Below are 20773 nucleotides of genomic sequence, written 5' to 3' on the forward strand. Positions count from 1 at the left end.
CGGCGCCGCTCTCCCCCGCAAGCGGGAGGTGCCCCCACCTCATCGCTTCGCTCTGCATCGTCGCCGGCGCGGGGCATGTCTCAGCCGCGCGATTTCTCGTTCGGCACCCCGGCTTCGGCCAGTGCCTTGAGCATCAGTTCGGCGACCGCCTGGTGGGCTTCAAAATTCCAGTGAATGCCATCACGATTACCATATCCACTCAATATCTGTTCTGCGACAGCGGCTTTGAGATCAACTAGAGGAATGTCATGGTGCTGTGCCCATTCCGTGATCGCCGCCACCGTGCCTGCGCGGCCGTGATGGGCCTTGCCGTAGGTCTCGGCGATATGCACCGAGGGCAGCGATGCGATGATCGGTATGCCCGGACGATTGAAATCAATTGCACCACGGGTCTTTTCAAGGTACTCAGCGGTCAGGTGCGGCGGCAACGCCGCACGGGCCACTGGCGACAGTCGCGGTTGAACCCAGGCGTAGCCGTCGCGGACCCACCGTCGCAGCCAAGACGGACGTACATAGCGGATGAGCTCACGCAGCGCCGTCGGTAATACCGACGGCAGCGAATCCATTCCGCCGGTCGCGAAGATCACCGCTCCGGCCCTGGGTAACGCCGCCCAAGCGCGCGGATCCTGGGTTGCCGCCCACCAGACATCCCGACAGGTCCAGCCGATGCGGCCAATCAGCTCTAAATCCCAATCTAGTTGGGAAGCAACAATATTGGGCCAGATACGGGGGTCATCGGCAGGCAGGCCGCCGGTGGGCCCGTAGTAGGCCAGCGAGTCAGCGAAGACCAACAATGCGGGCCTGCGCCCGCGCCTAGAGGACATCGCTGGAGACCTGCGCCGAAGCATTCCACACATCAAGGCGCCACCGGATGCTCTCGAAGTCGGAGCCCGGGGCCCAATGGCCACTCAGCTGAGTCCAACTGGCATTGCCCATGCCGCCCAAAGCCGGCCAGTTGGCCACCGGCAACTTCAGCAGCGCCGCCGACAACGCGGCGATCAGACCCCCATGGGCTACCAGCACCACCGGGCGATCCGGCTCGTCAGCGCCACCCCATTCCGGTTCGCTGGCAACCAACTCGGCAACCAACGGCCGACTTCGGGCAGCCACGTCAACCCTGCTTTCCCCGCCGTGCGGCGCCCAGGTCGCATCCTCGCGCCAGGCCAACCGGGCGCCCGGGGCATCAGCGTCGATCTGAGCGTGGGTTAAGCCCTGCCAATCGCCAAGGTGAGTTTCCCGCAATCGGGTGTCGACCCGGACCACAAGGCCGGTGCGCTCGCCCAGCTTGACCGCCGTGTCATATGCGCGGCGCAGGTCCGACGATACGATCAGTAGCGGCTGCCGCTTGCCCAGCACCTCGGCGGCCGCGACCGCTTGGGTGCGGCCAAGTTCGCTCAACTCAGTGTCCAGCTGGCCCTGCATCCGGCTACCGACGTTGTAGTCCGTTTGTCCATGCCGCAGCATCACCAGTCGCCGCGCTCTCATTGCGCACCCGCTGAGTTCGCCGATAAATCAACCGGCACCACCGGGCAGTCACCCCACAACCGGTCCAGGGCGTAGAAATTGCGGTCGTCCTGATGCTGGATGTGCACCACGATGTCCCGGTAATCCAACAGCGTCCAGCGACCCTCGCGGGCACCCTCACGGCGGGCCGGCCGGTAACCCGCCTGTCGCATTTTCTCCTCGACCTCATCGACGATGGCGTTGACCTGCCGCTCGTTGGAGCCCGAAGCAATGACGAAGCAGTCGGTGATGACCAGCTGCCCGGAGACATCGATGACCACGACGTCATCGGCGAGCTTGGCGGCGGCCGCGCCGGCGGCCACCCTCGCCATGTCGATGGCTTCCCGGTTGGCGGTCATAGGCCATTCCCAGCGGCCAGGCTGGTCGTTGAACGCGCGCCCGCGTCGCAGGCGCCACAGTAGAGCCGGCACTTGGAGACATACTGCACGACGCCGTCGGGCATCAGGTACCACAGCGGCCGGGACTGCTCGGCGCGCTGACGGCAGTCGGTCGACGAAATGGCCAGCGCCGGGATCTCGACCAGAGTCAACGCATCCTTGGCCAGCTGACCCAGCAGGCTAGTGATGTGTTCGTTGCGCAACTCGTAGCCGGGCCGGCTGACCCCCACGAACCGCGCCAATTCGAACAGCTCCTCCCAGCCCTGCCAGGACATTATGGAAGCTAGCGCATCGGCGCCGGTGGTGAAGTACAGCTCAGAGTCCGGGTGCAAAGCATGCAGATCGGCCAGCGTGTCCTTGGTGTAGGTGGGTCCGCCGCGGTCGATGTCGACCCGGCTCACAGAGAATCGGGGATTGGAGGCGGTGGCGATCACCGTCATTAGGTAGCGGTGCTCGGCGGCGGAGACCTGTCGACCCTTTTGCCAGGGTTGCCCGCTGGGCACGAATACCACTTCGTCGAGATCGAACAGGTCGGCCACCTCGCTGGCGGCAACCAGGTGGCCGTAGTGGATGGGGTCGAACGTCCCACCCATGACTCCCAATCGACGCCCATGCACGATTGGCCAGCTTACTGGAGTATCTTGCCGCAGTTCCGTTCGCGGCAACTGCCAGCCAGCCTAAGCGAGCAGCCATTGATAAGGCAGCACGATTGGTTATTCCTAAGCCTTTGCGTGATCATCTTGGTCTCGTTCCGGGTGAGGTCGAGGTCGTCGCCGACGGGGCGGGACTGGGTGTCGCGACCCTCGCCGGTGACTCCCTCGGCGAGCGGCATGGCCTACCGGTGATACCCGCGGGCAGTGCGGCGCGATGCCGGCCAGCGTTAGCACCGTGCTCGTGGACACGAGCGTCGCGGTCGCACCGGTGGTCGCCGATCACGACCACCACGAAGATACCTTTCAAGCGCTACGTGGCCGCACCCTCGGTCTGGCCGGGCACGCGGCTTTTGAACGCAGGACGCTGGCGACCGTGGCGAAGCTGCTTGCACACACATTCCCGGCGACCAGGTTCCTCGGCGCTGGGGCGGCGATGTCGCTGCTACCCGAACTCGCACCGGCCGAAATCGCCGGCGGAGCCGTCTAGGATGCGCTGATCGGTACGGCTGCCAACGAGCATCGGCTCCCCCTGGCAACCCGCGACCGGCAGGCGCTGAAGGTCTACCGCGCGCTCGCAATGGAAGCCGAGCTGCTGGCCTGAGCGTCGCGGTTGCGCGGCCAATCACACCCGCGCCGCTGCCAGGCCAACGGCTGCCCAGCTGCCCGGTCCCTCACGTTTTTCACCCGATGTACCCGCAACGATCTACTCGGTCGTGTAGAAGGGGTCTGTGGATAATTTGCCGATCGAATCAGCCGAGTCGACGCGGTTGGCGAAGGCGGCGATGACCCGACGGTTTTACACCCGCTCGGTGGTGAAAGGCGAGATCACGCTGCCGGCCGTGCCGAGCATGATCGACGAGTACGTGACAATGTGCGCCGGCCTTTTTGCGGGTGTGGGCAGAAAGTTTTCCGACGAAGAACTTGCTCATCTTCGCGCGGTGCTCCAGGGTCAGCTGGCAGAGGCGTACGCGGCCTCCCAGCATTCGACCATCGTCATCTCATACAACGCCCCCATGGGCCCGACCTTGCACTACCAAGTCCGAGCCCAATGGCGGACGGTGGCGCAGGAATACGAGAACTGGATCGCCACCCGTGAGCCGCCGCTCTTCGGTACCGAACCAGACGCACGTGTGTGGGCGCTGGCCAACGAAGCAGCCGATCCTACGACGCATCGGGTGCTCGAAATTGGCGCCGGAACCGGGCGTAACGCCCTGGCGTTGGCACGGCGCGGACACCCGGTCGACGTGGTGGAGATGACCCCGAAGTTCGCCGACATCATTCGCTCCGACGCCGAACGAGATTCCCTCGACGTGCGCGTCATCATGCGTGACGTCTTCTCGACCATGGACGACTTGAGGCAGGACTATCAGCTGATGGTGCTCTCCGAGGTGGTGCCGGACTTCCGGACGACGCAGCAGCTGCGCAATCTGTTCGAACTCGCTGCCCAGTGCCTTGCTCCCGGTGCCCGCTTGGTGTTCAACGCCTTCCTGGCGAACGGAGATTACGCACCCGACCAAGCCGCGCGTGAGTTCGGGCAGCAGATGTATACCGGGATGTGCACGCGGGCCGAGATGTCTGCTGCAGCGGCCGGCCTTCCTCTCGAACTCGTCGCCGACGACTCGGTATACGACTACGAGAAAACGCACCTGCCACCGGGCGCCTGGCCGCCCACCAGTTGGTACGCCGACTGGATCCGTGGCCTCGACGTGTTCACCACCAACGTTGAGAGCTGCCCGATCGAGATGCGCTGGTTGGTGTTCCAGAGGAGGCGGTGAGCAGTCGCAAAAGCCCCCGAAACCGGTCGGATTTGGGGGCTGGTACGTGAATTAGGGTGACCACGGCAAGCGTGACCCGCCGGCGACTGCAGCGAAGCCGGGTCTGTTGGTGACAGTGTGTATGTCGGGGTTTCAGGCGGCAGGTTCGAGGGTGACCCCCAATCCTTGGGCTTCGAGTTTGGCGACGAGGCGACGTCGTTCTTTGTCGGGATCCATGCGGGTGGTGAAGTAGTCGGCGCCGAGATCCTGGTGAGGCCGGCCGGTGGCCAGCACGTGCCAAATGATGACGATCAGCTTGTGGGCGACGGTGGTGATCGCCTTCTTGTTGGCAGCGGGACTGCGGAAGCCACCGAACTTGCGGACCTGGCGACGGTAGTACTCGCGCAGGTAGCCATCGGTGCGCACGGCGGCCCACGCGCACTCGACCAGGACCGGCTGCAGGTGCTGGTTGCCTGTGCGGCGGGCACCGTGATGGCGTTTGCCGGCCGATTCGTGGTTGCCCGGGCACAGCCGCACCCACGAGGCCAGATGCTCAGCCGAGGGGAACCAGGCCGCCGGGTCGGCGCCGATTTCAGAGATGACCGTCGCCGAGGCACCCACCCCGATCCCCGGGATCGATGCAATCAGCTCGCGTCGGGCACAAAAGGGATGCATCAGCTGCTCGATCTGCTCGTCGAGAGCACCGATCATCGCATCGAGCTGATCCAGATGAGCCAGGTGCAACCTACACATCAGGGCATGGTGATCATCGAAGCGCCCTTCCAGCGCCCGCTGCAGATCGGGGATCTTCGAGCGCATACTGCCGCGCGCCAGATCAGCCAGCACCGCCGGGCGGCGTTCACCGTCGATGAGCGCCTCCACCATCGCCCGCACCGACTTGGGGGTGACCGAGGACGCCACGCTGTCGGCCTTGATCCCGGCGTCTTGAAGCACATTGCCCAGGCGCTGCAGCTTCGAGGTGCGATGCTCGACCAGCTTGCGGCGGTAGCGGATCACGTCGCGGGCGGCCTTGATGTCGGCGGGCGGAATCAACCAACCCCGCAGCAGACCGCATTCCAGCAGGTGCACCAACCACTCGGCATCCAAGAGGTCGGTTTTGCGGCCCGGCCGTTCTTCACGTGCCCGGCATTGCACACCAGCAGCTCACTCGCCGTGGGCCAACAACGCGTGATAAGCGGGCGCACCAGCGCCCATCATGTTCTTTTACGACTGCCCGCCCGGCCTACACCGGCAGTAGCTGGTCGATCACCGTGGCCAGCTGCTTGGCGGATCGGCATTCGTGCATCGTGATCACCTCTTGGTAGCGCGGCACCGCCGAGTCACCGCTGCCCCACAGATGCTTGGGCTCCGGGTTGAGCCAGTGCGCGTGCCGGCTGGCGGTCACCATGTCGGCCAGCACGTCGGTGGCCGGGTTGCGGTAGTTGGTGCGCCCGTCACCAAGCACCAGCAGCGAGCTGCGCGGCGACAGCACATTTGGGAAGCCCTGCATGAACGAGACGAACGCGTTGCCGTAGTCGGAATGGCCGTCGCGGGCATACACACCAGCCTCCCGGGTGATCCGCTGGATCGCTATGGCCAGGTCCGATTCCGGCCCGAACATATGGGTCACCTCGTCGGTGGAGTCGATGAAGGCGAAGACGCGAACCCGGGAGAACTGTTGGCGCAGCGCGTGTACCAGCAGCAGCGTGAAGTGGCTGAAGCCCGCGACCGAGCCCGACACGTCGCACAACACGACGAGTTCCGGGCGCGCCGGGCGGGGTTTGTGCAACACCAGGTCGATCGGCACGCCGCCGGTGGACATCGACTTGCGCAGCGTCTTGCGCAGATCGATCGATCCCGCGCGGGCGCGGCGCCGCCGGGCGGCCAACCGGGTCGCCAGGGTGCGGGCCAACGGGGCCACCACCCGGCGCATCTGGCGCAGCTGCTCACCCGAGGCACGCAGAAACTCGACGTTCTCGGAAAGCTGTGGAATTCCGTACATCTGGACGTGCTCGCGGCCGAGTTGCTCGGCTGTGCGCCGCTTGGTCTCGGCGTCGACCATTCTGCGCAGCTGCGCGATCTTTTGTGCGGCAAGCGCTTTGGCAATCTGTTCCTGGGTGGCTGTGGGCTCATCGCCGTAGGGAGCAAGCAGGCCCGCCAGTAGCTTGCCCTCCAGTTCGTCCAGCGCCATGGCCTTGAGTGCCTGATACGACGAGAACGACGGACCGCGGCTGGAACTGTACTTGCCATAGGCCTCAACGATCCGCGCGATCATCTCCACCAACCGCTCGTCCTTGCCGGCCAGGTCTTGGTTGTTGGCCAGCAGATCCAGCAGCAGCTGCCGCATAGCCTCGACATCATCGGGCGGCAAACCCCCGGAGCCTGCCGACTCGTCTTCCGTGGTGATGACCGCCCGAGCCCCCAGTGCCGCGGGAAACCACAGGTCGAACATGGCGTCATAGGTATCGCGGTGGTCAGGCCGGCGCAGCACCGCACAAGCAATGCCCTCCCGCAACACCTCACGATCACCCAGCCCGAGGGTGGCCATCACCCGGCCGGCATCCACCGTCTCTGACGGGCCCACCGAAATCCCGCTGCCACGCAGCGCTTCCACAAAGCCCACCAAGTGTCCGGGCAGCCCATGCGGGGCGAGTGGCCGGGCAGCACGAATACGACGGGCGGCCACTAGTTCAACCTGAGCTCTCCGGTGGCCCGTTGCTGGTCGGATTGGTGCTTGAGAACCACGCCGAGCGTGGCGGCAACGACCGCATCGTCGATGGTGTCCAGTCCCAGTGCCAAGACGGTGCGACCCCAGTCGATGGTCTCGGCGATCGATGGCACCTTCTTAAGCTGCATGCCGCGCAGCACGCCGATGATGCGCACCAACTCCTCGGCGAAGTGCTCGGGCAGCTCGGGAACTCGGGATAACAGGATGCGACGCTCCAGCTCGGGGGTCGGGAAGTCGATGTGCAAGTACAGGCAGCGACGCTTGAGCGCCTCGGACAGCTCACGGGTGGCGTTGGAGGTCAGCAGCACGAACGGCGCCCGGGTGGCGGTCAGGGTGCCCAGTTCGGGGACGGTCACCGCGAAGTCGGACAGCACCTCCAGCAGCAGGCCCTCGATCTCGATGTCGGCCTTGTCGGTTTCATCGATCAGCAGCACGGTGGGCTCGGTGCGCCGGATAGCGGTCAGCAGCGGACGCTGCAGCAGGAACTCTTCGCTGAACACATCGGTTTTGGTGGCCTCCCAATCTCCCGAGCCGGCCTGGATACGCAGGATCTGCTTAGCGTGGTTCCACTCATACAGGGCGCGAGCCTCGTCGACGCCCTCGTAGCACTGCAGCCGGACCAGACCGGATCCAGTGGCCTGCGCCACGGCGCGCGCCAGCTCGGTCTTGCCGACCCCGGCGGGGCCTTCCACCAGCAGCGGCTTGCCGAGCCGGTCGGCGAGAAAGACCGCCGTCGCGGTGGCAGTGTCGGGCAGGTAGCCGGTCTCGGCCAGCCGCCGCGAGACGTCGGCGATGTCGGCGAACAGCGGCGTGGGCCGGGCGGGCACGGTCACGATCGGGTCTCCTCTAGCCAACGGCGTCAGGCCGGACGGGTGTGGCCGGCTCCCCATGCGATCCACTTGGTCGACGTCAATTCCGGTAGTCCCATCGGTCCGCGGGCATGCAGTTTCTGGGTGGAGATGCCGATCTCGGCGCCGAAGCCGAATTGCTCGCCGTCGGTGAACGCCGTTGATGCGTTCACCATCACCGCGGCCGCATCGATCTGTTCGGTAAAGCGTTGGGCCGCATCAAGATTGGTGGTCACAATCGCTTCTGTGTGCCCGGTGCCGTATTCGTTGATATGGGCGATGGCAGCGTCGACACCGTCGACCACCGCCACCGCGATGTCCAGCGACAGGTATTCGCGGCGCAGGTCGGCCTCGTCCGGGTCGAGATGTACGGTGACACCGGCGTGCTGCAGGGCGGCCAGCAATCGAGGCAACGCCGTTTCGGCGATCGCTGCGTCGACCAGCAGCGTCTCGGCGGCGTTGCAGACGCTGGGCCGCCGCGTCTTGGAGTTCAGCAAGATACGCTCGGCCACGTCCAGGTCGGCCGCTTGGTGCACGTAGACATGGCAGTTCCCGACGCCGGTCTCGATGGTGGGCACCTGGGCATCGCGTACGACCGCCTCGATCAGGCCCGCTCCCCCGCGTGGAATCACCACATCGACCAGGCCGCGGGCCTGAATCAGGTGAGTGACGGTGGCGCGGTCGGCAGCCGACAGCAGCTGGACCGCGTCGGCCGGCAGCTCCAGGCCGACCAGCGCGGTGCGTAACACCGCCACCAGGGCCTCGTTGGACTTTGCGGCCGACGAGCTGCCGCGCAGCAATGCAGCGTTACCCGACTTGAGTGTCAGCCCGAAGGCATCCACGGTGACATTGGGGCGGCCCTCGTAGATCATGCCGACCACGCCCAGGGGGACGCGCTGCTGGCGCAGCTGCAGCCCGTTGGGCAGGGTATAGCCACGCAGCACTTCACCGACCGGATCGCGCAGTCCCGCGACTTGCCGCAACCCGGCGGCGATACCGTCGACTCGTTGCGGGTTCAAGGACAACCGGTCCAGCATGGCGGCCGGGGTGTCCGCCTCGCGCGCCGCGTTCAGGTCTTCGGCGTTGGCCGCCAGGATCTGGTCGCGGTGAGCCAGTAGCTCGTCGGCAGCCGCGTGCAGCGCGCGGTCTTTGACAGTCGTCGGCAGCGATGCCAGCCGGCGGGCGGCCACCCGGGCGCGGCGTGCGGCGTCGTGCACCTCTTGACGCAAGTCGAGCTGCGACGGTGCTGGCACAGTCATTGCCCCAGGGTAACGGGCTTGCGCTGGCCAGGTAAGACGACCCGCTCCGGACGGGCCGCGCAGCGATCCGGCTGGGTGGTTGCTATGCGATCAGGCGTACTTGACGGTCGCCCCTGATCAGCTTGCCGATAATCCCGGCAAGACGCTGGTAGGACTTCTCGCGGCCGCCGAAAGAGCTAAACACCAAACCGATTCGTCGCGCCGGGCAGGGGCGACGAATCGGGCGAGTTCCAGCCGGCTTCGCGTGGTCTCGACGGCGGCCGCGGTCTGCGGAATCAGTGTCACCCCCAGCCCGCCGGTCACGCACTGCACGACGGTGGCCAGCCACACCGCCCGGGTGTTGGGCAGCATCGAGCGTCTGGTCGCGTAGGCAGTGCCCCTCATGCAGTCACAACAAAGTCAGCTCTGACAGCGCGGTCAGCGGCACCCGCTGCTTGCCGGAAAGACATGCCCTGGGGGTGCACCGAGACCGGCTTCCGACCACCGCTCGCCGCAACGTCGACTGGCTCATATCGAGAATGCTTGCGGCACTGCTGAACCACTGCTTTGCCGCCACCGCGGCGAACGCGCGAAACCCGGCCACGGCCGGCTAGCACCTCTTGGCGGCGATGCCGATAAATATGGTGTGATATATCACCTTTGCCTGACAGCGACTTCACGGCACGATGGAATGTCGCAACCAAATGCATTGTCCGCTTTGATGATGAGGAGAGTCATGCCACTGCTAACCATTGGCGATCAATTCCCCGCCTACCAGCTCACCGCTCTCATCGGCGGTGACCTGTCCAAGGTCGACGCCAAGCAGCCCGGCGACTACTTCACCACTATCACCAGTGACGAACACCCAGGCAAGTGGCGGGTGGTGTTCTTTTGGCCGAAAGACTTCACGTTCGTGTGCCCTACCGAGATCGCGGCGTTCAGCAAGCTCAATGACGAGTTCGAGGACCGCGACGCCCAGATCCTGGGGGTTTCGATTGACAGCGAATTCGCGCATTTCCAGTGGCGTGCACAGCACAACGACCTCAAAACGTTACCCTTCCCGATGCTCTCCGACATCAAGCGCGAACTCAGCCAAGCCGCAGGTGTCCTCAACGCCGACGGTGTGGCCGACCGCGTGACCTTTATCGTCGACCCCAACAACGAGATCCAGTTCGTCTCGGCCACCGCCGGTTCGGTGGGACGCAACGTCGATGAGGTACTGCGAGTGCTCGACGCCCTCCAGTCCGACGAGCTGTGCGCATGCAACTGGCGCAAGGGCGACCCGACGCTAGACGCTGGCGAACTCCTCAAGGCTTCGGCCTAACCGGGATCTGGTTGGCCGGGAATCAATGAGTATAGAAAAGCTCAAGGCCGCGCTCCCCGAGTACGCCAAAGACATCAAGCTGAACCTGAGCTCAATCACCCGCAGCAGCGTGCTCGACCAGGAACAACTATGGGGAACCCTGCTGGCCAGCGCCGCAGCGACACGAAATCCGCAGGTATTAGCTGACATTGGCGCTGAAGCGACCGACCATCTGTCGGCTGCAGCCCGCCACGCAGCCCTCGGAGCCGCGGCCATCTTGGGCATGAATAACGTGTTCTACCGTGGCCGCGGCTTCCTTGAAGGCCGGTACGACGACCTGCGCCCCGGACTGCGGATGAACATCATCGCCAATCCGGGCATACCGAAAGCCAACTTCGAGCTCTGGTCCTTCGCAGTGTCCGCGATCAACGGGTGCTCGCATTGCCTCGTCGCCCACGAGCACACGCTGCGTACGGTAGGTGTGGACCGAGAGGCGATCTTTGAAGCGCTGAAAGCCGCAGCAATCGTTTCAGGCGTTGCACAAGCGCTGGCCACAATCGAGGCACTAAGCCCAAGCTAAGTGTCTGTACGCGATGACGCCGTGCTGGGTGACACCGGTGCGACCAACACGGTACTGTGGGCGATCGGCGGCGGCGCCTTCCACGGAGTCAACTTCGACAACGCATCCGACACCCGAAGCCTGTAGTCCCTCATCACCTCTCCGTCCTCGTCCCAGAAGTCGTCATATTCTTGGTCGAGGTCGGCGATCTGCGCAGTGAATTGCCCAAGCGCGTTGTTGTCGATCAGAATCTGCCTCTCAGCACGGTTGTTGTAGATCTGCGCCAGGGGCACCATATCGTGATGTGCCCATTCATAGGCCCGCACGATCTCGTGGATCTGCCTCTCGACCTCAGACAGCTGCACACAGAGGTCGGTCAGCCACCTGACAAACGGCTTGGCTGCCTCCATCAACTGCATCACCACAGGACCCGCCCAGGCGTCCATCAGAGACAGCAGCGTTCGGTTGAACGACCTCTGCACGGCCGTCATTTCCACATCCAACGACCTCCACGCCCTGGCGGCAGCCAACATCGAGTCAGGACCGGGGCCGGCATATATGTTGGCGGAGTTGACCTCCGGTGGGTACGCTTCGAAATGCATCTGTTTGTTCGTTGTTCCGTCGGCTCGTGACGACTGTAGTGACTCGTTAACTAAAGGTCTTGATGTTGTCGGCCTCGGCGGTCGCATACTTATCGGCGCCAGTGGTCAAGGCGTGCGCAAACTCCTCAAGAACCACCGCCGCCGCAGCGATGGTCTGCCGATACTTCCTTGCGTACTCGACCAGGAACGTCGCCGCCTTCTCCGACACCAGATCCGCAGCCGGAGGCCGCACAGCGGTTGTCATCGGGGCCACCTGAGCATCGCTTTGGATCGCACGATCGCGAATCCGTCGTACCTCCGTGGCCGCCACGGTCAACGCCTCGGGATTTGTGATCACAAAAGACATGCCGACTCCACTCCGCGATTAACGAACCCCCGGCACTGCACCGGGCTGATCAACCACCGGTTGTTTGCGCTGCGACTGCCCACGTTGAGAAAACGCAACGACTTCACTGGCATAATTATCCAACAGACGAAGGGATCAATTCCGGGTAAGCCGCTGCAAATCAAGCCGACTCAAGGCACACAACGCCACCCGACGATACCCCCCATGCTGACGTTCAAAGCAGTAGGGATGTAGCTTACCATGCCCCAATGGCCGTCGGAGGCCAGCCACCAGCGCACATGCCTGCACGGTGCACCTAATCGGTGCCGGCTTCCAGCGGCCGGCAGTTGACCCGCGATGACAGACACGCCCAGGCTCGTTGAGGCCGATCGCGTTCTCACACAGCGCATTACGGCTCGTGACAGATGAGGGAGTAGAGCGGGTCGGCAAGGGAAACCCATCATGGCGCCGGGCTCCGCCCCGGGTTGGGCCAGTGCGATGGCTGCGACGTCGTGGAAAAGCGCGGTGGGGTGCTCGGGCATGACGGATGGGCACTCATCACATCCTCCTGCTCCACGGCAGTGTTCGGCTCGCACCGTCATTGTGCTGATGGATCAGAACGTCCGCTCGCACGCCGGACACCGCGCCGCGCACCGAGGTAGCCGACGCTAGCCACCAGGAACGGGACCAAATAATTGATCACCATCCGTACCCACGTGCCGATCGTCGCGGCGCCCTCGGCAAGGGTGGCACCCTGATTCACCGCACATAGCACGGTACCCACGATCAGCGCCGTCGGAGCTGCGGTGCGCAGGGTGTGGCCGCGCAGAAACAGACCGATCGCTTGGCCAACCGTGTCCCACCGCTCGTCAGCGTCGCGCAGGCCCACGATGCTCGCCGGCCGCCGCTGGGGATTGGTGCAAGTCGCGGCGAATTGCCTGTTGCGCCTTCCTTTGCCGCTCGTCGATAACCCGACCCAGCTCCTGCAGCAGCATCGGCTTGTTCATCACGACCTGCTCAAGGTGCTCCCGGCCGATCTGCAGCGCGGTCACCTCTTCCAGCGCTACCGCACCGGCGGGGTCGGGTTGCCGAGTCAGCGCAGTCAAGCCCAGAAACGTGCCCTTTTTGAGGGTGGCAATCGCAACCACGGATCCGTCATCGGTCGTAACCGTCAGCCGCACGCTGCCGGCGATCACGAAGGTGATACCCATGGGAACCACACCCGCGTGCTGCACGATCTCATCAGTGCCGTAGCGCACCAGCCTCGCGTACCGAGCCAGCGACTGCTGATCGCTAGAGCTCAGTCGCAGCTCGGGCCCCACCACCGTGCGCAGGGCGGACTCCACACGTTCGGCCGTCGAGAACTCGTCGTCGGCCTCGTCGAGGTGTAGCCCTTCCCGACGCGCGGCGTACCAGACCCAGCGCAGAAACGTTGCCTGCGTTGGGCCTTCGTCGGCCGGTGATGTCAGCCTGACCGTCGTTCGATACTCGGCGGCTCCTCGGGCAATTGTGGCGGGCACGACCCCCGGCTTAACATGCGGTAGCGCGCTGGCAGCCCTGTTCAGCATGGCGCATACCTTGTCCGGGGGATCGGACGTGGAAAATGTGGTCGTGATCGAGCATTCGTGCGCCCCGGCCGGCCGGCTGAGATTGGTAAACGCGGTGGTGGCCAACATCGAGTTGGGCATGATCTGCAGTCCGCTGCCGGTGTCGATATGGACAGCCCGCCAGTTCACCTCGACGACTCGTCCGCGGGCTGTGGGTGTTTCCAACCAATCATCGATCCGAAAGGGCTGTTCGAACAGCATGAACAAGCCCGACACGATCTGGCCGACGGAGTTCTGCAGCATCAGGCCGATGACGACTGACGTCACACCTAACGCGGCGAACAGTCCACCGACCCGCACCCCCCAGATGTAGGACAGGATCACCGCCAAACCTATGCCGATCAGCGCGAAGCGCGCGACATCGACGAAGATGGCGGGTAGCCGCTTGCGCCAGCTCTGTTGGGGCGCACCCTGAAACAGGGTGGCATTCAGTAACGACAGCAGCAGCACCAGCACCAGAAATCCGAACGCTGTCGTGAGCACCCGCACGGTGGGGTCCTCGGCCGGGACTTCAGATGCCTTGACAAGCAGCAGCAAAACCGCGCCCAGGGGTAGCAGGTAGTTTCGCAGCAGACTTGCCTGCCTGGCCAGATGGCTGTTCCGTCGGACGAGTATGTTGTGCAGTTCGGTGAGAACGATTAGCCCGGCCGGCAATCCGATCGCAATGCCAACGGCCCAGTAGAACCATGTCGAGTCGAGCAGGTTCATGATCGCTCCGACAATCGGTAGATCGGCTCTTCTAACCCTCCGACAGAAATCGTGCCCGCAGCCGTGAACTGCCACACGTCTCGCATCGCCTCATACACCTGCGAGGTGACATAGATGCCGGGCTGTGGTGAACCGCTGTGCATTTGGTAGGCCAGACTCACTGCCGCGCCCCACATGTCGTAGACGACACTTGATCTGCCGACCAGCCCGCTAATGACGTCCCCGGTGTTGATACCGACTCGCAGGTGCAGATCGTTACCGGTTTGGCAATTGAACCGATCGACGATGCGCCGCATCTCTAGGGCGAAGTCGACGGTTCGGGGAATATTGTCCAGCCGTGGCGTGGTTACCCCGCAACCGGCGAGATAGCCATTGTGCAGCGTGCGAATGCGTTCGACACCAAGGTGTTCGGCGGCCGAATCGAACTGGCGGACCAGCTCGTCGACAATTTTGACCAGTTCGTTACCCGACAGGCCGCTGGAAATCTCGTCGACACCCAGGATGTCGGCAAACAGGACGGTGACATCTTGGTGCTCCTGCGCAATGGTCTGCTCCCCAAGGCGGTACCGCTCGACAACTGGCTCGGGCATCATCGATAGCAATAACCGGTCGTTTTCCTTGCGTTGCTCGTTGAGCAGCTCCTCTTTGGTTTGCAGATTCCGACTCATCTCGTTGAAAGCGGCTGTAAGATCACCGATTTCGTCGCGTGACTTTACCGGAATGTTGACTTCGTAGTCGCCTGCGCTGATCTTCTGGGTGCCAACCTCGAGCCGCCGGATTGGCCGCACCATCGCATGGGCGATCAGCATCGACGCCACACAGATGACGACAATGATGCCAACTGTAACCAGCACAAGCGCCCTGCTGAACGACGCGACGGCCGCGAACGCCTCAGAATCGTTCCGCGTTGCCAGGATCGACCAGTGCAGATCGGAGTCCGGCACATTCAGCGGCGCGTAGGCCTCCAGTTCCCTGCTACCCGTGTAGTCGGTGGAGGTGACGGTTCCGGTCTGTCCGCGTTGGGCGGCGCGCAGTCCTTCGGTCGCAACAGGCTGCAGCAGCGTCGTCCCACCGAACTGGATCGCTCTGTTGACCACATCAAGTGACGTGCCTGCTGCCACAACCTGTTTCCGGTATTCCTCCGGGTCTTGCAGGAAGAGCCGAGAATCGGACCGCATCAAACTGTCCGGACCGGCGAGATAGGTTTCCGTCCCACTACCCATGCCAGCCGCTTGCCATTGCCTGTCGGCGGTCATGATCTTATTGATCTTGTCGATCGGCAACGGCAGCGCCAAAACGCCCTGAGTTTTGCCGCCCGCTTCGACCGGTGCCACCAACCACGCGGTCGGCACGCCGAGTTGAGGCTGATACGGCTTGAAGTCGGTAATCCAGGTAAAGTCGACGGCGTTGGCGCCCAACGCTTTAAGGTAGGCGTCACGCAGATTGGATTCGCGATACGGCCCGGTCAGAATGTTGGTACCGAGGTCGGGGTCCTTGCTCAGGGTATAGACGATATTGCCCCGGGTGTCCAGCAATACCGCGTCGTCGTAATCGAACCGGGTGACGATTTCCCGGAAATAGCTGTTGAATTGCGCGTTGGCGGCCGACCATGCACTGCCGTCGCCGGCATCGTCCAGCCGCATCGCATCTTGGTCCGACGTGAATGGTGCAGTGTAGTACGCCTGAAGATACCTTTGGGCCGGAGAAGTCGGCAGCAGCGCGGTGATGTCGAGTTTATCGCCGGTCGTGCGTTCGACGGGTGTGATGAATTCGTTGTTGTAGTAGTTGACGATCGCCTGTTGTTGGGCGGGGCTGATCGTGGCGTCAGCCAGCTGGTCAAAGCCGGCCGTGAACCGCACGACGGCATCGACAACCGTGAGTCCACGTTCGTAAATGACCAGCGAATTCGTCAGGTCAGAAAATAGTGTCTCAACTGCCCGCTTCTGCGACTCGCGCAACTGGGTCAACCGCTCGTAGGCGGCTGCTCTTAGCGAAGTGCGACCAGATTGATAGACAATGGCCGCAATCGCCGCGACGGACACGATACTCGTCAACAGCAGCAGCACCATGAGCTTGGACTGGATGCTGGCCCGGAAACGCGGCCGACGCCGGAGCACATTCTTATGGCGCTTCTTAGCCGGGGTGGATTCACTCTCGGCTACCGAGTCCAGTGCCTCACCCGACGTCAACCGGCTTCCCCTCTGCTGTCGGTCGCAGGCTGCTCTACGACGCGCCGATTACGCAGCAGACTAACGTGCCCAGCCCACGATCATCGCGTTTGCCGAAAAGCCACCAGCGACCAATCGAGGAATGCGCCGCGTACGGGTCCTCGTCATCGTCCTCGTCGCGCACGCGCTTCTTGAGGGGTGGTAGCGATTGGTTCTGGGTGGTCCGTAATCGAGGTGAGCCAGGATAGCTCGGCCGTATCGCAATGTTCAGCGAGTCGATGGATCAACACATGCCCCGGCACCGGCAACCGCTGCGGAGTGGTCAACGCATCAAACGACGACGCACTCAGACCATCGACCGACAGCATCGAGCCGGTCCAGCATCCCGACCACCCGTCCCGATCCGCAAGCATGTTCGAATACTGGGACGCGCCACCGACAGGACACCCACTGATACCCTTGGGACAAAAGTGACACAAGTGATTTCAGCCAACAGCAAGCATGGCAAACGCCAGTGAGACTAACGTCGGCCCCATGGCGCCCCGGGTGTGCGTGGTAGGCAGCGTGAACATGGACCTGACGTTCGTGGTGGACGCGCTTCCGCGCCCCGGCGAGACGGTGCTTGCGGCGTCGTTGACCCGAACGCCAGGCGGGAAGGGCGCCAACCAGGCGGTGGCCGCAGCGCGCGCAGGCGCGCAGGTACAGTTCTCCGGTGCATTCGGCGACGATCCAGCCGCCGCCCAGCTGCGGGCCCACCTGCGCGCCAACGCCGTTGGACTGGACAGGACCGTCACGGTGCCCGGACCGAGCGGGACGGCGATTATCGTGGTCGATGCCAGCGCCGAGAACACCGTGCTGGTGGCGCCGGGTGCCAATGCACATCTGACTCCGGTACCCTCGGCCGTCGCCAACTGCGATGTACTGTTGACCCAGTTGGAGATTCCTGTTGCAACCGCGCTGGCAGCCGCGCGGGCAGCCCAGTCGGCCGATGCGGTTGTCATGGTCAACGCCTCCCCAGCCGGCCAGGATCGAAGCTCCTTGCAGGACTTGGCCGCTATCGCCGACGTGGTGATCGCCAACGAGCATGAGGCAAACGACTGGCCGTCGCCACCAACACATTTCGTGATCACCCTGGGTGTGCGCGGTGCCCGGTACGTCGGCGCGGACGGGGTGTTCGAGGTACCCGCCCCAACGGTAACGCCAGTGGATACCGCCGGCGCCGGCGACGTATTTGCCGGGGTCCTTGCTGCGAATTGGCCGCGCAACCCAGGTTCGCCGGCCGAGCGACTGCGCGCATTGCGGCGGGCCTGCGCTGCGGGTGCGCTGGCAACTTTGGTGTCCGGTGCCGGCGACTGCGCACCGGCCGCCGCCGCGATCGATGCGGCCCTGCGAGCCAACCGCCACAACGGTTCATGACCACTGCTACGCACCGAAGGAGACCCGCTGATGCGAACGACCACCGCGGCCGACTTAGCGCTGGCACTCTTCGCGGTTTTCAGTGTGGTCGGATTCGGCTGACGCAGTTGGCTGCAGCACCGACGCACCGGATCCACCGGCTTTCGCGGCGTCAGCGGCCGGGTCGGTTCGCTGGAGTGGATTACCGGGACGTGCTTTGTCATCGCCCTGATCGTGACGGTGGTCGCTGCGGTGCTGCAGCGGACCAACGTTGTCCAACCGCTGAATACTCTGCGCATGGTCTGGATTCAGGTTGCCGGCATAATCCCGGCGACGGCCGGGATCGCGGCCACGGTTTACGCCCAGCTTGCGATGGGCGATTCGTGGCGGATCGGGGTGGACGAGCAGGAGAACACCACTCTGGTGCGCACCGGCCCGTTTAAATGGGTGCGTCACCCCATCTACACGGCCATGATGGCGTTTGGCCTCGGGCTGTTGCTGGTGACTCCGAATCTCGTTGCCCTCGCCGGGTTTATCCTGCTCGTTGCCACGCTCGAGGTGCATGTCCGCCGCGTCGAAGAACCCTACCTGTTGCGGACGCACAGTGCCGTCTACCGCGGCTACACCGCCAGCGTCGGCCGGTTCGTCCCGGGTGTGGGGTTGATCCGCTAGCCCTTGGGCACCTCACGGTCGATCTGATCGAGCCAGATTCGCGCTGACATATCCGACGGGGCCCGCCAATCCCCACGCGGCGACAACGCGCCCCCGTGGGACACCTTGGGGCCGTTGGGCAATGCCGAACGCTTGAACTGGCTAAACGAATAAAACCGCTGGACGAAAATCTGCAGCCAATGCCGGATTTCGGCCAATGAATAGGACGGGCGTTCGCTCTTTGGGAAGCCGGGCGGCCAGTTGCCCCGCTCCGCATCGTTCCACGCATGCCAGGCCAAAAACGCAATCTTCGACGGGCGAAATCCGTAGCGCAGTACCTGAAAAAGCGAAAAGTCCTGTAGGGCGAAAGGTCCGACCTTGGCCTCGCTGCTCTGCAGCTCCTCCTCGCCGGTCGGAATGAGTTCGGGGGTGATCTCGGTGTCGAGCACCGACTGCAATACCTCACCCACCTTCTCACCGAACTCACCCGCCGAAATGACCCACCGGATCAGGTGCTGGATCAGCGTCTTGGGCACACCGGCGTTGACGTTGTAGTGCGACATCTGGTCGCCGACACCGTATGTCGACCAACCCAGTGCCAGCTCCGACAGGTCCCCGGTGCCCAGTACGATTCCCCCGCGCTGGTTGGCGATACGGAAAAGATAGTCGGTGCGCAACCCGGCCTGGACGTTCTCGAAGGTGACGTCGTACACTTTTTCGCCAACCGAATACGGATGGCCGATTGTGTGCAGCATCAACCGAGCGGTGTCGCCGATATCGATTTCGGAGAAGGTAACCCCCAGCGCACGTGCCAGCTTGATCGCGTTGTTCTTAGTGTGCTCCCCGGTGGCGAATCCGGGCAACGCAAACGCCAGAATGTCGCTGCGCGGCCGGCCCTCGCGGTCCATGGCATGGGTCGCGACGATCAGCGCGTGCGTCGAGTCCAATCCCCCGGACACACCGATAACGACCTTCGGATAGTCCAGCGCCCGCAACCGTTGCTCGAGTCCAGACACCTGGATGTTGTAGGCCTCGTAGCAATCCTGTTGCAATCGTTGCGGATCGGCCGGAACGAACGGGAACCGCTCGACCTCGCGCAGCAGTCCGATGTCGCCTGCCGGTGGGTCGAGTGCGAAGTCGATGCGCCGGAACGATTCCGTTAACTCCCGGTGGTGACGCCGGTTGTCGTCGAACGTGCCCATCCGCAGCCGCTCCGACCGAAGCAACTCGGTGTCAACGTCGGCGACACTGCGGCGCACTCCTTTGGGGAAACGTTCGGACTCCGCGAGCAGTGCGCCATTCTCCCAGATCATCGTCTGACCGTCCCAGGCCAGGTCCGTCGTTGACTCCCCCTCCCCCGCGGCGGCATAGACATAGGCAGCCAGACACCGCGCCGACGCCGAGCGCGCAAGCAGCCGGCGGTCCTCGGCACGGCCGATGGTGATCGGGCTGCCGGACAGATTCGCCAGCACCGTCGCGCCCGCCAGGGCCGCCTCGGCGCTGGGCGGCATCGGCACAAACATGTCCTCGCAGATCTCCACATGCAACACAAAGCCGGGTAGATCTGACGCGGCGAACAACAGGTCCGTGCCGAAGGCCACGTCGGCGCCACCGATGCGGATCGTGCCCCGCTCCCCGTCTCCGGGCGCCATCTGGCGCCGCTCGTAGAACTCGCGATAGGTGGGTAGATACGACTTGGGCACCACGCCGAGCACGGCGCCGCGGTGAATGACGACCGCGGTGTTGTAGATGCGGTGTCGATGCCGCAGCGGAGCCCCGACCACCAGTACAGGTAACAGGTCGGCGGATTCGGTCACCAGGTCGAGCAGCGCGTCCTCGACGGCATCGAGCAGAGAGTCCTGCAGTAGTACGTCCTCGATGGAGTAGCCCGACAGCGTCAGCTCAGGAAAGACCGCCAACGCTGCGCCATCGTCGTGGCACGCACGGGCCATGTCCAATACCGACGCGGCGTTGGCCGCCGGGTCACCGATGGTGGTGTGGTGAGTGCAGGCGGCAACGCGCACGAACCCGTGCTGGTAGGCGGAGTAAAAGTTCATCGTCCTTTCATTGTCGCCCAGCGACGTCAGAACGCCCGAATCACCCGCCGAGTATCCACGCTCGACACCGTGGAATCCCCCGCGCTGCTGGCAGATGGCGGCATTGACCGGCGTGGGGATGCTACCGACTGGGCCGCTGCCGACCCTGGGCCCTGATTGGCCGCCGAGCAGTCCCATGACGATCCGCTAGTTCACCTCGGATACCCGCTCGGCCGCAATGCGCAGCTAGCGGCCATGTTGATCGAAATCATTTGGGGTACACCGCATCTCGGAGCA

23 protein-coding genes and 1 pseudogene are annotated in these 20773 nt (G+C 64.0%); 7 read left to right on the forward strand and 17 right to left on the reverse strand.

Going from position 1 to position 20773, the window contains the following annotated elements; all coding sequences use genetic code 11:
• Nucleotides 1–80: 80 nt before the first annotated feature.
• From octT to FF952_RS20825, 5 genes are read right to left on the reverse strand one after another with little or no spacing between them, the layout of a single operon-like run.
• Complete coding sequence (gene octT / locus FF952_RS12840; RefSeq protein WP_003412384.1) at nucleotides 81–824, reverse strand: diglucosylglycerate octanoyltransferase; 744 nt, start codon at nucleotides 822–824, stop codon at nucleotides 81–83.
• Entirely contained in the window at nucleotides 814–1485 is a 672-nt protein-coding gene (gene gpgP / locus FF952_RS12845; protein ID WP_003412388.1) for a glucosyl-3-phosphoglycerate phosphatase, read from the reverse strand. Before gpgP ends, octT begins: the two co-directional genes overlap by 11 nt.
• Complete coding sequence (gene rsfS, locus FF952_RS12850; RefSeq protein WP_003412394.1) at nucleotides 1482–1862, reverse strand: ribosome silencing factor; 381 nt, start codon at nucleotides 1860–1862, stop codon at nucleotides 1482–1484. The genes gpgP and rsfS overlap by 4 nt, the downstream gene beginning before the upstream one ends.
• Complete coding sequence (gene nadD, locus FF952_RS12855; RefSeq protein WP_256382343.1) at nucleotides 1859–2503, reverse strand: nicotinate-nucleotide adenylyltransferase; 645 nt, start codon at nucleotides 2501–2503, stop codon at nucleotides 1859–1861. Before nadD ends, rsfS begins: the two co-directional genes overlap by 4 nt.
• A 26-nt stretch (nucleotides 2504–2529) precedes the next feature.
• Nucleotides 2530–2733 carry a hypothetical protein gene (locus tag FF952_RS20825; RefSeq protein WP_003412401.1) on the reverse strand — a complete coding sequence of 68 codons (204 nt, stop codon included), beginning with the start codon at nucleotides 2731–2733 and terminating at the stop codon, nucleotides 2530–2532.
• Between the two features lie 35 nt (nucleotides 2734–2768).
• On the opposite strand from FF952_RS20825, the gene FF952_RS12860 reads away from it, so the two are divergent.
• Together FF952_RS12860 and FF952_RS12865 are read left to right on the forward strand one after the other, a co-directional pair.
• Nucleotides 2769–3041, forward strand: coding sequence for a PIN domain-containing protein (locus FF952_RS12860; protein ID WP_003412405.1), 273 nt, complete (start codon nucleotides 2769–2771; stop codon nucleotides 3039–3041).
• Nucleotides 3042–3282: 241 nt separating this feature from the next.
• Entirely contained in the window at nucleotides 3283–4329 is a 1047-nt protein-coding gene (locus FF952_RS12865; RefSeq protein WP_003904836.1) for a class I SAM-dependent methyltransferase, read from the forward strand.
• A 132-nt stretch (nucleotides 4330–4461) separates the two neighbouring features.
• Here the strand turns inward: FF952_RS12865 and FF952_RS12870 are convergent, their stop codons facing one another.
• The 5 genes and pseudogenes from FF952_RS12870 to FF952_RS12890 all read right to left on the reverse strand — a co-directional run.
• A complete protein-coding gene (locus FF952_RS12870) occupies nucleotides 4462–5463 on the reverse strand; it encodes an IS110 family RNA-guided transposase (protein WP_003900518.1) in 1002 nt (333 codons plus the stop codon).
• Between the two features lie 88 nt (nucleotides 5464–5551).
• Nucleotides 5552–6994: a vWA domain-containing protein gene (locus FF952_RS12875; RefSeq protein ID WP_003412513.1), complete on the reverse strand. Its 1443-nt coding sequence runs from the start codon at nucleotides 6992–6994 to the stop codon at nucleotides 5552–5554.
• Complete coding sequence (locus FF952_RS12880) at nucleotides 6994–7869, reverse strand: AAA family ATPase (protein ID WP_003412514.1); 876 nt, start codon at nucleotides 7867–7869, stop codon at nucleotides 6994–6996. The genes FF952_RS12875 and FF952_RS12880 overlap by 1 nt, the downstream gene beginning before the upstream one ends.
• A gap of 26 nt (nucleotides 7870–7895) precedes the next feature.
• Complete coding sequence (locus FF952_RS12885; protein WP_003412516.1) at nucleotides 7896–9143, reverse strand: glutamate-5-semialdehyde dehydrogenase; 1248 nt, start codon at nucleotides 9141–9143, stop codon at nucleotides 7896–7898.
• 82 nt (nucleotides 9144–9225) lie between these two features.
• Nucleotides 9226–9611: pseudogene (locus FF952_RS12890) on the reverse strand (LysR substrate-binding domain-containing protein); the annotation flags it as partial.
• Between the two features lie 247 nt (nucleotides 9612–9858).
• Here FF952_RS12890 and ahpC point away from each other — a divergent pair.
• A complete protein-coding gene (gene ahpC, locus FF952_RS12900) occupies nucleotides 9859–10446 on the forward strand; it encodes a peroxiredoxin AhpC (protein WP_003412529.1) in 588 nt (195 codons plus the stop codon).
• Between the two features lie 25 nt (nucleotides 10447–10471).
• The gene (locus FF952_RS12905; protein ID WP_003903891.1) at nucleotides 10472–11005 is read left to right on the forward strand and encodes an alkyl hydroperoxide reductase; all 534 of its coding nucleotides are present in this window, start codon (nucleotides 10472–10474) and stop codon (nucleotides 11003–11005) included.
• On the opposite strand, the gene FF952_RS12910 is transcribed toward FF952_RS12905, so the two are convergent.
• The 6 genes from FF952_RS12910 to FF952_RS12935 all read right to left on the reverse strand — a co-directional run bounded on the left by FF952_RS12910 (nucleotide 11002) and on the right by FF952_RS12935 (nucleotide 16415).
• Nucleotides 11002–11586: a PPE family protein gene (locus tag FF952_RS12910; RefSeq protein ID WP_003412549.1), complete on the reverse strand. Its 585-nt coding sequence runs from the start codon at nucleotides 11584–11586 to the stop codon at nucleotides 11002–11004. The two genes, FF952_RS12905 and FF952_RS12910, sit on opposite strands and share 4 nt — an antisense overlap.
• A 46-nt stretch (nucleotides 11587–11632) precedes the next feature.
• Nucleotides 11633–11932: a PE family protein gene (locus FF952_RS12915; protein ID WP_003412551.1), complete on the reverse strand. Its 300-nt coding sequence runs from the start codon at nucleotides 11930–11932 to the stop codon at nucleotides 11633–11635.
• A 170-nt stretch (nucleotides 11933–12102) separates the two neighbouring features.
• Nucleotides 12103–12513: a hypothetical protein gene (locus tag FF952_RS12920; protein WP_003900520.1), complete on the reverse strand. Its 411-nt coding sequence runs from the start codon at nucleotides 12511–12513 to the stop codon at nucleotides 12103–12105.
• Entirely contained in the window at nucleotides 12510–12800 is a 291-nt protein-coding gene (nrtS, locus tag FF952_RS12925) for a nitrate/nitrite transporter NrtS (protein WP_003412553.1), read from the reverse strand. Before nrtS ends, FF952_RS12920 begins: the two co-directional genes overlap by 4 nt.
• Nucleotides 12781–14226 carry a mechanosensitive ion channel domain-containing protein gene (locus FF952_RS12930; RefSeq protein ID WP_003900521.1) on the reverse strand — a complete coding sequence of 482 codons (1446 nt, stop codon included), beginning with the start codon at nucleotides 14224–14226 and terminating at the stop codon, nucleotides 12781–12783. Before FF952_RS12930 ends, nrtS begins: the two co-directional genes overlap by 20 nt.
• Entirely contained in the window at nucleotides 14223–16415 is a 2193-nt protein-coding gene (locus FF952_RS12935) for an adenylate/guanylate cyclase domain-containing protein (protein ID WP_003412557.1), read from the reverse strand. Before FF952_RS12935 ends, FF952_RS12930 begins: the two co-directional genes overlap by 4 nt.
• Before the next feature lie 480 nt (nucleotides 16416–16895).
• Here FF952_RS12935 and rbsK point away from each other — a divergent pair, with 480 nt between their 5' ends.
• Both rbsK and FF952_RS12945 read left to right on the forward strand, forming a co-directional pair.
• Entirely contained in the window at nucleotides 16896–17810 is a 915-nt protein-coding gene (gene rbsK / locus FF952_RS12940) for a ribokinase RbsK (RefSeq protein ID WP_003412561.1), read from the forward strand.
• 231 nt (nucleotides 17811–18041) lie between these two features.
• Nucleotides 18042–18461 (forward strand): methyltransferase family protein, encoded by a 420-nt coding sequence (locus FF952_RS12945; RefSeq protein ID WP_003412563.1) that lies wholly within the window; start codon nucleotides 18042–18044, stop codon nucleotides 18459–18461.
• Here the strand turns inward: FF952_RS12945 and FF952_RS12950 are convergent.
• A complete protein-coding gene (locus FF952_RS12950; RefSeq protein ID WP_055381138.1) occupies nucleotides 18458–20464 on the reverse strand; it encodes an NAD(+) synthase in 2007 nt (668 codons plus the stop codon). The two genes, FF952_RS12945 and FF952_RS12950, sit on opposite strands and share 4 nt — an antisense overlap.
• Between FF952_RS12950 and FF952_RS12955 the strand changes: the two genes are divergently transcribed.
• The gene (locus FF952_RS12955; protein WP_010886145.1) at nucleotides 20375–20653 is read left to right on the forward strand and encodes a hypothetical protein; all 279 of its coding nucleotides are present in this window, start codon (nucleotides 20375–20377) and stop codon (nucleotides 20651–20653) included. The genes FF952_RS12950 and FF952_RS12955 overlap by 90 nt on opposite strands.
• Nucleotides 20654–20773 lie beyond the last annotated feature (120 nt).

It is taken from the genome of Mycobacterium tuberculosis complex sp. N0072 (assembly GCF_030323725.1).
GTDB classification, from domain to species: Bacteria; Actinomycetota; Actinomycetes; order Mycobacteriales; family Mycobacteriaceae; genus Mycobacterium; species Mycobacterium tuberculosis.